Genomic DNA, 12,893 nt, shown 5'->3' on the forward strand with positions numbered 1-12,893 from the left:
TCTCGTTTGAGAGGCTTTTTTTTATTTCTTCGGATAGAGATCTTTGCGTTTATATGGCTCAATTTCACCGGGTTTACGCGTCTTAAGCAGCTTTAAAATCCAGGTGTATTGCTCAAGGTGTGGCGCAACAAAAATTTCCACCTCTTCGTTCATTCGTCTGGCAATGGTGTGATCATCCGCAGTCAGAATGTCATCCATCGGAGGACGTACCTGGATCGTCAGGCGGTGCGTTTTACCATCATATACCGGGAACAGAGGCACCACGCGCGCATGGCACACCTTCATCAGACGGCCAATCGCCGGTAACGTTGCTTTATAGGTAGCAAAAAAGTCCACAAACTCGCTGTGTTCAGGACCATGGTCCTGATCCGGCAGATAGTATCCCCAATATCCCTGACGTACAGACTGAATAAATGGTTTGATACCGTCGTTACGCGCATGCAGGCGACCACCGAAACGACGGCGCACTGTGTTCCATACGTAATCGAATACCGGGTTTCCCTGGTTGTGGAACATCGCCGCCATTTTCTGCCCCTGAGAGGCCATCAACATCGCCGGGATGTCCACCCCCCAGCCATGAGGAACGAGAAAAATCACCTTTTCATCGTTGCGACGCATCTCTTCGATGATATCCAGGCCTTGCCAGTCAACCCGACTCTGAATTTTCTCCGGGCCGCGTATCGCCAGTTCCGCCATCATGACCATCGCCTGAGGCGCGGTCGCGAACATTTCATCGACAATAGCATCGCGCTCGGCTTCACTACGCTCAGGAAAGCAGAGAGACAAATTGATTAATGCTCTGCGACGTGAGCTTTTTCCCAGTCTTCCGGCGAGCCGTCCGAGCTTCGCCAGAACAGGATCGCGGAATGATGCTGGCGTTAACGCAATCCCGGCTATCGCCGCCACGCCAAGCCAAGCGCCCCAGTAGCGCGGATGGCGAAATGATTTGTGAAACTCAGGGATATACTCAATATTCTTTTTTTTCGTTTCCATGCTCTTCCAGTGTCTGGTATCGCGAAAAGTAAATCTGCTGATAGTGTAGCGGCGCACCGTGCGCCGTACAAAATAAAAAAACCGGCACGCATCGCGTACCGGCTCTGTCAGTGTGCTAATTAATCGAAACGCAGCTGAGGAACAACTTCTTTCACCTGTGCCAGGTAATCAGTGCGATCTGAGCCGGTCAACCCTTCTGTACGCGGCAGTTTCGCCGTCAGTGGGTTAACAGCCTGCTGGTTGATCCACACTTCGTAATGCAGGTGCGGGCCCGTTGAGCGTCCGGTATTGCCTGACAGCGCGATACGGTCGCCACGTTTCACTTTTTGTCCTGGCTTAACCAACAGCTTACGCAAGTGCATATAACGTGTGGTGTAGGTGCGACCATGACGTACCGCAACATAATAGCCAGCGGCGCCGCTGCGCTTCGCGACAACCACTTCACCATCACCTACCGACAGCACTGGCGTGCCCTGCGGCATCGCAAAGTCGACACCTTTATGCGGTGCCACGCGTCCCGTTACCGGGTTCAGGCGACGCGGGTTAAAGTTCGAGGAGATGCGGAACTGTTTCGCCGTTGGGAAACGCATGAAGCCTTTCGCCAGTCCGGTACCATTACGGTCATAGAACTTACCGTCTTCAGCGCGGATGGCATAATAATCTTTGCCTTCCGAACGCAAACGCACGCCCAGCAGTTGGCTTTGCTCACGTTTGCCGTCGAGCATTTCGCGAGACATCAGCACCGAGAACTCATCGCCTTTTTTCAGTTTGCGGAAATCCATCTGCCACTGCATGGCCTTGATCACCGCACTGATTTCAGAGCTGGTCAGCCCGGCATCTTTAGCACTGGCGACAAAGCTCCCACCGACTGTGCCTTTGATACGGCTGTTAACCCAGTCGCCCTGCTGCATTTCGCTACTCATTTTGAAACCCGTCGCGGTGCGATCGTAAGTACGGGTTTCGCGACGAGAGACTTCCCAGGTCAGGCGTTGCAGGTCACCTTCCGCACTTAGCGTCCAGGAAAGTTGCTGACCAATTTTCAGGTTACGCAACTCTTTATCGGAAGCAGCAAGCTGGCTGATGTCACCCATATCGATGCCGTACTGATTCAGAATACTGCTCAGCGTATCGCCCGTAGAGACGACATACTCATGCACACCGGCCTCACCAGACGTTTTGTCATCCAGTTCATCCTGGGGGATAGCTTCATCTTCCTGAGCGGCCTGATCGATAGGTTCGCTGGCCTCAGGCAACAGTGAACGAATCTCGCTTTTTTCCAGCTCGATAGTTTTGACGATGGGTGCAGAATCGGGGTGGTAAACATAGGGCCGCCACACAGCGACGGCCAATGTCAGTACAGTAAGCGACCCCAGCATAACGCGATGGGGTCGAGGCAGATTATTAAATGCCAGAGCGACAGAGCGGGCTATCTGTTGCACGTATTCACTTCCTCATTAATCTCCTTTCAGGCAGCTCGCATACTGGTTGGCTAATTGGTTCAAAAACGCTGAATAGCTTGTTTTACCCAGTTTGATATTCGTTCCGAGCGGATCCAACGTTCCCATTCGAACGGTTGTCCCTCTCGCGACGGCTTCAACGACCGCTGGCCTGAACTGTGGCTCAGCAAAAACGCAGGTTGCTTTTTGCTCAACCAACTGTGTTCTTATTTCATGTAAACGCTGCGCACCAGGTTGAATCTCAGGGTTCACGGTAAAGTGACCAAGCGGCGTTAGTCCGTAGTGTTTCTCGTAGTAGCCATAGGCGTCATGAAAAACGAAATAACCTTTACCCTTGAGCGGCGCGAGCTCGTTACCTACCTGCTTATCGGTTGCGGCTAATTGTGCCTCAAAATCCTTCAGGTTGGCGTCAAGTTTGGCTCGACTTTGCGGCATAAGTTCCACTAATTTTTCATGGATTGCAACCGCTGAGGCCCGCGCTATCTCTGGGGAGAGCCAAAGATGCATGTTGTAATCGCCATGATGGTGATGCTCGTCACTTTTTTCACCACCAGCATCATTGTGTCCATGATCGTCATCGTCGTCGTCAGCACCTTTCATGAGTAACGGTTTCACGTCATTAAGCTGCGCAATCGTTACCTGTTTCGCGTTAGGAATATTCTTGACTGACTTTTCCATAAACGCTTCCATCTCAGGTCCAATCCACACGACTAAGTCCGCGCCCTGTAAGCGTTTTACGTCTGAAGGACGTAGTGAGTAATCGTGTTCGGAAGCCCCGTCAGGCAGCAGAACCTGGGTATCAGTTACCCCATCAGCAATGGCTGAAGCAATAAATCCCAGCGGCTTAAGAGACGCCACTACAGCGGCATTTGCCGCCTGTGTTGCACTACCCCAAAGAGCAGCGGATAATGCTGCGAAAAGAAGCGTATTTTTATGTAACATAATGCGACCAATCATCGTAATGAATGTAAGAAATGTGATATTATAACATTCTATAACTTCTGCAAGACTAAAATTGATATGACGACTTTGGTTTCACTGGAAAATGTCTCGGTCTCTTATGGTCAACGCCGCGTCCTTTCTGACGTATCGCTTGAACTTCGACCCGGTAAAATTTTGACGCTTCTCGGCCCGAATGGCGCCGGCAAGTCTACGCTGGTGCGCGTTGTTTTAGGGCTGGTAGCGGCTGATGAGGGAGTTATCAAGCGTAATGGTCAATTGCGGATTGGCTATGTGCCGCAAAAGCTATACCTCGATACCACGCTTCCGCTGACGGTAAGTCGTTTTCTGCGCTTACGTCCCGGCACCAAAAAAGAGGATATCCTTCCGGCGCTGAAGCGTGTTCAGGCCGGGCATCTGATGAATGCACCGATGCAAAAACTCTCTGGCGGGGAAACGCAACGCGTCCTGTTGGCCCGGGCTTTATTGAATAAGCCTCAACTACTGGTCCTTGATGAGCCAACTCAGGGTGTGGATGTCAATGGTCAGGTCGCACTGTACGATCTTATCGACCAGTTACGACGCGAACTGGATTGCGCCGTACTGATGGTTTCCCATGACCTGCATCTGGTGATGGCTAAAACCGATGAAGTGCTGTGCCTCAACCATCATATTTGCTGTTCCGGCGCGCCGGAAGTGGTTTCCATGCACCCAGAATTCATCTCAATGTTCGGGCAACGCGGCGCCGAACAACTCGGAATTTACCGTCATAATCATAATCATCGCCACGATTTACAGGGTCGTATCGTCTTACGTCGGGGAAATGGTCACTCATGATTGAATTGTTATTACCCGGTTGGTTAGCCGGGATCATGCTGGCCTGTGCCGCTGGCCCACTCGGCTCGTTCGTCGTCTGGCGTCGCATGTCTTATTTTGGTGATACGCTGGCCCACGCCTCACTGCTGGGTGTCGCTTTTGGTCTGCTGTTGAATGTAAATCCTTTCTATGCCGTCATTGCCGTGACCCTGCTGCTGGCGGCCGGCCTGGTATGGCTGGAGAAGCGCCCTCACCTCGCGATCGATACCTTGCTCGGTATTATGGCGCACAGCGCGTTGTCATTGGGGCTGGTTGTCGTCAGCTTGATGTCAAACATCCGCGTGGATCTGATGGCCTACCTGTTTGGTGATTTACTCGCCGTGACGCCAGAAGATCTCATCTCCATCGCTATTGGCGTGGTTATCGTTCTGGCGATTCTGTTCTGGCAGTGGCGCAACCTGCTGTCAATGACCATCAGTCCGGACCTGGCCTTTGTTGATGGCGTGAAGCTGCAACGCGTTAAGCTGCTGCTGATGCTGGTTACAGCTTTAACTATCGGTGTGGCGATGAAGTTTGTCGGGGCGCTGATTATAACCTCGCTGCTGATCATCCCTGCGGCAACCGCCCGTCGTTTCGCCCGTACGCCGGAACAGATGGCCGGCGTCGCCGTTGGTGTGGGTATGATAGCGGTTACAGGGGGACTGACCTTCTCAGCCTTTTATGATACCCCAGCAGGGCCATCCGTTGTGCTGTGCGCCGCGCTGCTGTTTATCTTCAGTATGATGAAAAAGCAGGCAAGCTAAACGTGTGTTGCCCGGTGGCATTGCGCTTACCGGGCCTACAAAATCGCCCAGGCCTGATGAATGTAGCGACTTCAGGCGTTAAGGCATCTCTGGCGGCGTGATCCCGAAATGGTTCCAGGCGCGCACCGTTGCCATTCTTCCGCGCGGCGTACGCTGCAGAAAACCTTGCTGAATCAGATACGGCTCCAGCACATCCTCAATGGTTTCACGTTCTTCCCCGATTGCCGCTGCCAGGTTATCCAGGCCGACCGGTCCACCGAAGAATTTATCGATCACCGCCAGCAGCAGCTTGCGGTCCATATAATCGAAGCCTTCCGCGTCGACGTTGAGCATATCCAGCGCCTGAGCGGCGATATCCGCCGAAATGGTGCCGTCATGCTTCACCTCGGCAAAATCACGTACCCGGCGTAATAAACGGTTGGCGATACGCGGCGTACCGCGGGCGCGACGCGCCACTTCCAACGCCCCTTCATCGCTCATTTCAAGTCCCATGAAGCGGGCGCTACGTCCGACAATGTGCTGCAGATCGGCAACCTGATAGAACTCCAGGCGCTGCACAATACCAAAGCGATCACGCAGCGGGGACGTTAACGACCCGGCGCGCGTCGTCGCCCCAATCAGGGTAAACGGTGGCAGATCGATCTTAATTGAACGTGCAGCAGGCCCTTCGCCAATCATGATATCCAGCTGATAATCTTCCATCGCCGGATACAGCACCTCTTCCACCACCGGTGACAGGCGATGGATCTCATCGATAAACAGCACATCGTGGGGTTCAAGGTTAGTGAGCATAGCCGCCAGATCGCCCGCTTTCTCCAGTACCGGTCCGGATGTGGTACGCAGGTTGACGCCCATTTCATTGGCAACAATATTGGCAAGCGTGGTTTTACCGAGGCCAGGAGGGCCGAAAATCAGCAGGTGATCGAGGGCATCACCACGCAGCTTAGCCGCCTGGATAAAAATCTCCATTTGCGAGCGTACCTGAGGCTGGCCAATATACTCTTCCAGCAATTTAGGGCGGATCGCACGATCCACCAGGTCTTCAGGTGTCGTGCTGACAGCCGAAATCAGGCGATCTGCTTCAATCATCCTTTACCTCACAATGCCGCGCGAAGCGCTTCACGAATCAGGGTTTCACTGCTGGCATCAGGGCGGGCAATTTTGCTCACCATGCGGCTGGCTTCCTGTGGTTTATAGCCTAACGCCACCAACGCAGCAACCGCTTCCTGCTCGGCGTCCTCCGTTGCCGGACTTGCCGGAGAGGTCAGGACGAGATCTGCCGCCGGGGTGAAGAGATCGCCATGCAGACCTTTAAAGCGGTCCTTCATTTCAACAATCAAACGTTCGGCAGTTTTCTTTCCAATACCAGGTAGCTTCACCAGCGCGCCAAGCTCTTCACGTTCAACGGCATTCACGAACTGCTGGGCAGACATACCGGAAAGGATCGCCAGTGCCAGCTTCGGGCCTACGCCGTTGGTTTTAATTAACTCTTTAAATAGCGTGCGTTCTTGCTTGTTGTTGAAGCCATACAGCAACTGCGCGTCTTCACGCACCACAAAATGGGTGAAGATAATCGCTTCCTGTCCGGCTTCCGGCAGCTCGTAAAAACAGGTCATGGGCATATGCACTTCATAGCCGACGCCGCCGGTTTCCAGAAGGACCAGCGGGGGTTGTTTTTCAAGAATGATGCCTCTGAGTCTGCCTATCACGTGACGCTCCTGCGTTAAGGGCTAAAAGGTAATGCGCTATCATAAAAAAAGGCTGGATAGATATCCAGCCTCATTTGTCACTAACGTAACCGACCTCGCGCCAAATTCAGCCTCGACTCGCTCATTTGCATGGCATTCTGACTGACATGGCAGTGGGTAATGGCAATCGCCAACGCATCCGCGGCGTCCGCCTGCGGGTTGGCGGGCAGCTTCAGCAGCGTACGCACCATGTGCTGTACCTGGCTTTTTTCCGCACTACCGATACCAACCACGGTCTGTTTTACCTGGCGGGCCGCGTATTCAAAGACCGGAAGATCCTGATTGGTCGCCGCAACGATTGCCACACCGCGCGCCTGCCCCAGCTTTAGCGCCGAGTCGGCATTCTTTGCCATAAAAACCTGCTCAATGGCAAAATAGTCCGGCTGGAACTGGGTGATGATCTCCGTCACGCCCGCATAAATTAGCTTCAAACGTGATGGAAGATCGTCGACTTTGGTGCGAATACAGCCGCTGCCGAGGTAGGTCAGTTGCCTGCCGACCTGACGGATTACGCCATAACCGGTAATGCGTGACCCCGGGTCAATTCCGAGAATAATAGACATCACGCATCTCCTGTTACTTTATGGCTTAACCACATCATTCTAAGGTCGCAGCAACCTCATCGGAGATTTCACCGTTGTGGTAAACTTCCTGTACGTCGTCGCAGTCTTCCAGCATATCGATCAGACGCATCAGTTTCGGTGCCGTTTCAGCATCCATGTCCGCTTTAGTGGATGGGATCATCGTCACTTCAGCGCTGTCTGCTTTCAGGCCAGCCGCTTCCAGCGCGTCACGCACTTTGCCCATCTCTTCCCACGCGGTGTAAACATCAATCGCGCCGTCGTCGTAGGTCACTACATCTTCAGCACCGGCTTCCAGCGCCGCTTCCATAATGGTGTCTTCGTCGCCTTTCTCAAAAGAGATCACGCCTTTTTTGCTGAACAGGTAAGCCACGGAGCCGTCGGTGCCCAGATTACCGCCGGTTTTGCTGAACGCATGACGCACTTCAGCCACGGTACGGTTACGGTTGTCAGACAGGCATTCAATCATCACGGCTGTGCCGCCAGGACCGTAACCTTCATAGATGATGGTTTCCATGTTCGAGTCTTCATCACCGCCCACGCCACGCGCGATGGCACGGTTCAGGGTGTCACGGGTCATGTTGTTGGACAGCGCTTTATCCACCGCCGCGCGCAGACGCGGGTTAGCATCCGGATCGCCACCGCCCAGTTTAGCCGCCGTTACCAACTCGCGAATGATTTTGGTAAAAATTTTACCGCGTTTAGCATCCTGAGCGGCTTTACGATGTCTGGTGTTGGCCCATTTACTATGACCTGCCATAAATAATATCTCCAAAAAGCGCGCCTTCTCAGGCGACGTTAATCACAAATTCTTCAATCGCCTGCCGATTACTCCACGACTTGGTTAACTGGGCGGCTTCAACCGCATTAACCCAACGATAGGTCAGATGTTCGGTGAACACGATCTCTCGTTCTGAGGGAAGAGCCAGGCAAAACCAGGATTCAGTATTACGCTCAATTCCCGGCGCATAGCGATGACGTAAATGGCGAAAAATCTCAAACTCCACCGTGCGCTGACAGTCAATTAAGGTCAGTTGCTCAGTCGCAACATCAATGGCGACCTCTTCCTTTACTTCGCGCATGGCGGCCTGCGACGCGGTTTCACCCTCTTCCAGGCTGCCGGTGACCGACTGCCAGAAGTCAGGATCGTCGCGTCGCTGTAACATCAGCACTCTCCCGGTGTCCTTTGCATAAATCACGACCAACACCGAGACAGGCTGTTTGTACTTCATATCAGTTATTCTCGGCCTTCTTCACAACCTGAATGCTCAGTTCCGCCAGCGCAGCTTCGTTAGCGAAACTTGGCGCTTCAGTCATCAGACACGCGGCTGCCGTCGTTTTCGGGAAGGCAATAACGTCTCGAATGTTATCAGTACCCGTCAGCAACATGGTCAGACGATCCAGACCAAATGCCAGGCCCGCATGCGGCGGTGTACCATATTTTAGCGCATCCAGCAGGAAGCCGAATTTCTCGCGCTGCTCTTGCTCGTTAATGCCCAGAATACCGAATACGGTCTGCTGCATATCACCGTTGTGAATACGGACGGAACCACCACCTACTTCATAGCCGTTGATAACCATATCGTAAGCGTTGGCAACCGCATCTTCCGGCGCAGCTTTCAGCTCAGCAGCGGTCATGTCTTTCGGCGAGGTGAACGGGTGGTGCATCGCGGTCAGACCGCCTTCACCATCGTCTTCAAACATCGGGAAGTCGATGACCCACAGCGGCGCCCATTTCGACTCGTCGGTAATGCTCAGATCTTTACCCAGTTTCAGACGCAGCGCGCCCATCGCGTCGGCAACCACTTTCTTGTTGTCGGCACCGAAGAAAATCATGTCGCCGTCTTGTGCACCGGTACGCGCCAGAATCGCTTCCACGATTTCTGCGTTCAGGAACTTAGCCACCGGGCTGGTGATACCTTCCAGACCTTTCGCGCGCTCGGTGACTTTGATGTAAGCCAGGCCTTTCGCGCCGTAGATCTTAATAAAGTTACCGTAATCATCGATCTGCTTACGACTTAAGCTCGCACCGCCCGGTACGCGCAGGGCTGCAACACGGCCTTTTGGATCGTTCGCCGGACCAGAGAACACCGCGAACTCAACGTCTTTTACCAGATCGGCGACGTCAACCAGCTCCATTGGGTTACGCAGGTCTGGTTTATCGGAGCCGTAACGGCGCTCAGCCTCGGCAAAGGTCATGATCGGGAAATCACCGAGATCCACACCTTTCACTTCCAGCCACAGATTACGCACTAACGCTTCCATCACTTCTCGCACCTGCGGCGCAGTCATGAAGGATGTCTCCACATCGATCTGGGTAAATTCAGGCTGACGGTCAGCACGTAAGTCTTCATCGCGGAAGCATTTTACGATCTGATAGTAGCGGTCAAAGCCAGACATCATCAGCAGCTGTTTGAACAGCTGAGGAGACTGCGGCAGCGCGTAAAACTTGCCTTTATGAACGCGGGAAGGCACCAGATAGTCGCGCGCACCTTCCGGCGTCGCTTTGGTCAACATCGGGGTTTCGATGTCGAGGAAGCCGTGATCGTCCATAAAACGACGAACCAGGCTGGTAATTTTGGCGCGTGTTTTCAGGCGCTGCGCCATTTCAGGACGACGCAGATCCAGATAACGATACTTCAGACGCGCTTCTTCGGTATTGACGTGGTTAGAGTCCAGCGGCAGTGAGTCTGAACGGTTGATGATGGTCAGATCGGACGCCAGTACTTCAATTTCGCCAGTCGCCATATCGGCATTGACGTTTTTCGCATCACGCGCACGTACAGTGCCCGTAACCTGGATGCAGAACTCATTACGCAGTTCGGAGGCCAGCTTTAACGCGTCCGCACGGTCCGGATCGAAAAATACCTGCACGATACCTTCGCGGTCGCGCATATCGATAAAGATCAGGCTACCAAGATCACGACGACGGTTGACCCAACCACACAGAGTCACCTGCTGCCCCTCGTGGGACAGACGTAGCTGCCCGCAATATTCTGTACGCATGAGATATCCCTTAACTTTGCCGCAGGCGGATTGTCACCTGTCTCGCAGATGACGAAGTCGCAGCTTTAGCTGAATGTCACAACTGAATGAAAAAAGGCGGCTATTATACTGGAAATTCTGCCGCACGATAAGTCCGGTACTGACTGTACGCCTGTTTCCTCGACGGGCATTGCGTAATCTCACAAAAAATAACAAAAATTGTCGTCCCTTTCACACTGATTCGCGATTAAGGTGTAACGGAATTCTTATTTTTTACTGGAGTGACCATGTTGGAACTGAACGCAAAAACAACCGCCCTTGTCGTTATTGACTTACAGGAAGGGATCCTGCCTTTCGCTGGCGGACCACATACGGCACACGATGTGGTTACCCGCGCCGCACGGTTGGCGGAAAAATTTCGTGCTAAGGGTTCTCCAGTAGTTATGGTACGCGTTGGCTGGTCTGATGATTATGCCGAAGCGCTGAAACAACCGGTTGATGCCCAGGCCCCGGCCAAAGCGTTACCCGACAACTGGTGGGATTATCCGCAAGCTTTGGGCAAATGCGCCAGCGATCTGGAAGTCACCAAACGTCAGTGGGGCGCGTTCTACGGTACCGATCTCGAGCTACAGTTGCGCCGCCGGGGTATCGATACCATCGTCCTGTGTGGCATCTCCACGAATATTGGCGTGGAATCCACCGCGCGAAACGCGTGGGAGCTAGGATTTAATCTGATCGTTGCGGAAGATGCCTGTAGCGCCGCAAGTGCTGATCAGCATCAGGGCAGCATGACACACATTTTCCCACGTATTGCGCGCGTTCGCAGCGTGGACGAGATCCTGCAAGCGTTATGATCTATATCGGCTTACCCCAGTGGTCGCACCCGAAATGGGTGCGACTTGGGATCACCAGCCTGGAAGAGTATGCCCGCCACTTTAACTGCGTGACGCGGTAATTTTTAAAATCACTAAAGAACGCCCAAGAGCATGTGTTTTCTATAGATTAATCAGTGCATTATAAGACGCCTCCATATGAAATTCGGTTAAGTTCATATGAGTTAAAATGTCCCAACCATGCCCCAAAACTGGCATTTATGCCCCATACATGCCCCAAAAACCTTCCTTAAAAAGCTACGTGTCCAACCGTTGACGCTGTATAAATAAACAGTGTAAATTGCGTGCAAAATCATTGTTGCTTTGGAGGCGGTATGTTCGTTGAGTTGGTGTACGACAAACGGAATGTTGAAGGATTAACAGGTGCCAGAGAAATAATTCTGAATGAGTTAACAAAGCGAGTGCACCGGATCTTTCCGGATGCAGAAGTGAAGGTTAAGCCGATGCAGGCGAACGGCTTAAACAGCGATGCCAGCAAAAGCGATCGGGAGAAGCTGAACCGCATGCTGGAGGAAATGTTTGAAGAATCCGATATGTGGTTAGTTTCGGAGTAGTGCCAGCTTTTACCAAGTCCTTTTCATACCTTTCTGGATACGGGAAACCAAATTCCCGTATTGGATGAACCATTGCCGCCCTTTTTTAAAGCTGCTCTACCAGCGGATAAAAATTATGATCCTCGCGCTGCATTCGTTCATGCACCTTGCGCAACACTACATTCGCGTCGCGGCGAAATGCCTCGTCACAATTGATAAGCTTATTTGCCGTATTCCAGCGACGGGAAAACTTTTCATACTCGGCAACAATATCAGCCATCTCGCGCTGAAAATTTACGCTCATTGTTTTTAGCTTTTGATCGTTCACCTTTTCCAGATAAGGATATAAAAACTGATCTTCGGCAGAAAGGTGTACTTTAATCACAGAACTCAAACTGATAACGGTTTGAGCGATTTCTTGCGCATGAGCCGTCACACCCGCCCGGCTAAGCTCCCTGAGGCGGCTAATTTTATGGATAATCTCGGCATGCTGGATCTTCATTTTATCAATATTCACTGGGGAATCCCTTAATGAGCTTTGCAATTTATAACATATATATTAAATGCATCTTTAAAAATAAGCAATCTGAGTTGTTTTTATTAAATTTTATAAATTTACGTTATGTAAATACATAATAAACAAAATTTGAATGCAAATATAAAGAGATCTATTGCCAATCTTCGGAATTTTTCTATCGTACATATGTCTCAAAACTGCGCCAATGCCGCCTCAAGAGATATCGCAGCATCAGTGCTGTTGATAAAGTGCGTCACCCGCCTCATAACCTCAGCCTCTTCAGCTGCATCACCTTCGATCGCTTCGCCGTCATCCGTGATTAACGCTTTCCCCCTAAGCTTCGCAAACTGCGTCCGACCTCCGGACAGAATCAACAGCGCATCACCCTGCTGTGGGCGCGTGACCGGGACGATGATCGCATAACCCGCCGACGTCTCGAGGATGCGACTGTCGGGATTCATGCAGACACTGGCTGGCGTAACCCGCTGCTCTATATAGTCGGTAGCTGGTGAAGGAAAGCCCATGTTTACGCCCTCTCTTGAATGCTGGATAAAAACACAGTATAAATACTGTATACCCATCCAGTAAAGGAGCAATGAGCAATGTTCGTGGAACTCGTTTATGACAA

Annotated in this window: 15 protein-coding genes and 1 pseudogene; 5 read left to right on the top strand and 11 right to left on the bottom strand. The window is 52.1% G+C overall.

Features of this window, described 5'->3' with window-relative positions; translation table 11 throughout:
- Positions 1-21 precede the first annotated feature (21 nt).
- From lpxM to znuA, 3 genes are all read right to left on the bottom strand, one after another.
- Positions 22-993 carry a lauroyl-Kdo(2)-lipid IV(A) myristoyltransferase gene (gene lpxM / locus FDX11_RS10685; protein ID WP_137348896.1) on the bottom strand — a complete coding sequence of 324 codons (972 nt, stop codon included), beginning with the start codon at positions 991-993 and terminating at the stop codon, positions 22-24.
- A 119-nt stretch (positions 994-1,112) separates the two neighbouring features.
- Positions 1,113-2,432: a murein DD-endopeptidase MepM gene (gene mepM, locus FDX11_RS10690; protein WP_050764953.1), complete on the bottom strand. Its 1,320-nt coding sequence runs from the start codon at positions 2,430-2,432 to the stop codon at positions 1,113-1,115.
- Positions 2,433-2,447: 15 nt separating this feature from the next.
- Positions 2,448-3,392 carry a zinc ABC transporter substrate-binding protein ZnuA gene (gene znuA / locus FDX11_RS10695; RefSeq protein ID WP_137397881.1) on the bottom strand — a complete coding sequence of 315 codons (945 nt, stop codon included), beginning with the start codon at positions 3,390-3,392 and terminating at the stop codon, positions 2,448-2,450.
- Positions 3,393-3,470: 78 nt separating this feature from the next.
- Between znuA and znuC the strand changes: the two genes are divergently transcribed.
- Positions 3,471-4,226 (top strand): zinc ABC transporter ATP-binding protein ZnuC, encoded by a 756-nt coding sequence (gene znuC / locus FDX11_RS10700; protein WP_006684140.1) that lies wholly within the window; start codon positions 3,471-3,473, stop codon positions 4,224-4,226.
- Positions 4,223-5,008 (top strand): zinc ABC transporter permease subunit ZnuB, encoded by a 786-nt coding sequence (gene znuB, locus FDX11_RS10705; protein WP_042307812.1) that lies wholly within the window; start codon positions 4,223-4,225, stop codon positions 5,006-5,008. The genes znuC and znuB overlap by 4 nt, the downstream gene beginning before the upstream one ends.
- Positions 5,009-5,086: 78 nt before the next feature.
- Here the strand turns inward: znuB and ruvB are convergent, their stop codons facing one another.
- The 6 genes from ruvB to aspS form a co-directional block, all read right to left on the bottom strand.
- The gene (ruvB, locus tag FDX11_RS10710) at positions 5,087-6,097 is read right to left on the bottom strand and encodes a Holliday junction branch migration DNA helicase RuvB (protein WP_005120696.1); all 1,011 of its coding nucleotides are present in this window, start codon (positions 6,095-6,097) and stop codon (positions 5,087-5,089) included.
- Between the two features lie 8 nt (positions 6,098-6,105).
- Complete coding sequence (ruvA, locus tag FDX11_RS10715) at positions 6,106-6,717, bottom strand: Holliday junction branch migration protein RuvA (RefSeq protein WP_038641428.1); 612 nt, start codon at positions 6,715-6,717, stop codon at positions 6,106-6,108.
- Positions 6,718-6,797: 80 nt separating this feature from the next.
- Positions 6,798-7,319, bottom strand: a complete 522-nt coding sequence (ruvC, locus tag FDX11_RS10720) for a crossover junction endodeoxyribonuclease RuvC (RefSeq protein ID WP_003034867.1) — start codon at positions 7,317-7,319, stop codon at positions 6,798-6,800.
- A 34-nt stretch (positions 7,320-7,353) separates the two neighbouring features.
- The gene (locus tag FDX11_RS10725; protein WP_006684137.1) at positions 7,354-8,097 is read right to left on the bottom strand and encodes a YebC/PmpR family DNA-binding transcriptional regulator; all 744 of its coding nucleotides are present in this window, start codon (positions 8,095-8,097) and stop codon (positions 7,354-7,356) included.
- A 28-nt stretch (positions 8,098-8,125) separates the two neighbouring features.
- Complete coding sequence (gene nudB, locus FDX11_RS10730) at positions 8,126-8,569, bottom strand: dihydroneopterin triphosphate diphosphatase (RefSeq protein ID WP_042307807.1); 444 nt, start codon at positions 8,567-8,569, stop codon at positions 8,126-8,128.
- Between the two features lies 1 nt (position 8,570).
- Positions 8,571-10,343: an aspartate--tRNA ligase gene (gene aspS, locus FDX11_RS10735; protein WP_042307805.1), complete on the bottom strand. Its 1,773-nt coding sequence runs from the start codon at positions 10,341-10,343 to the stop codon at positions 8,571-8,573.
- A gap of 266 nt (positions 10,344-10,609) precedes the next feature.
- Here aspS and FDX11_RS10745 point away from each other — a divergent pair, with 266 nt between their 5' ends.
- The 3 genes and pseudogenes from FDX11_RS10745 (at position 10,610) to FDX11_RS10750 (ending at position 11,769) form a co-directional block, all read left to right on the top strand.
- Positions 10,610-11,176: a hydrolase gene (locus FDX11_RS10745; protein ID WP_137397883.1), complete on the top strand. Its 567-nt coding sequence runs from the start codon at positions 10,610-10,612 to the stop codon at positions 11,174-11,176.
- Positions 11,173-11,268 (top strand): annotated as a pseudogene (locus FDX11_RS25450) (hypothetical protein); the annotation flags it as partial. The gene FDX11_RS10745 and the pseudogene FDX11_RS25450, both read left to right, overlap by 4 nt.
- A gap of 261 nt (positions 11,269-11,529) precedes the next feature.
- A complete protein-coding gene (locus tag FDX11_RS10750) occupies positions 11,530-11,769 on the top strand; it encodes a DinI family protein (protein WP_000497460.1) in 240 nt (79 codons plus the stop codon).
- An 85-nt stretch (positions 11,770-11,854) separates the two neighbouring features.
- Here the strand turns inward: FDX11_RS10750 and FDX11_RS10755 are convergent, their stop codons facing one another.
- Positions 11,855-12,265 (bottom strand): hemerythrin domain-containing protein, encoded by a 411-nt coding sequence (locus FDX11_RS10755; protein ID WP_137397884.1) that lies wholly within the window; start codon positions 12,263-12,265, stop codon positions 11,855-11,857.
- 191 nt (positions 12,266-12,456) lie between these two features.
- Entirely contained in the window at positions 12,457-12,789 is a 333-nt protein-coding gene (locus tag FDX11_RS10760) for a hypothetical protein (protein WP_137397885.1), read from the bottom strand.
- Positions 12,790-12,893: the final 104 nt, after the last annotated feature.

The sequence above is a fragment of the Citrobacter sp. wls714 genome (assembly GCF_005281025.1).
Classification (GTDB): Bacteria; Pseudomonadota; Gammaproteobacteria; order Enterobacterales; family Enterobacteriaceae; genus Citrobacter; species Citrobacter werkmanii.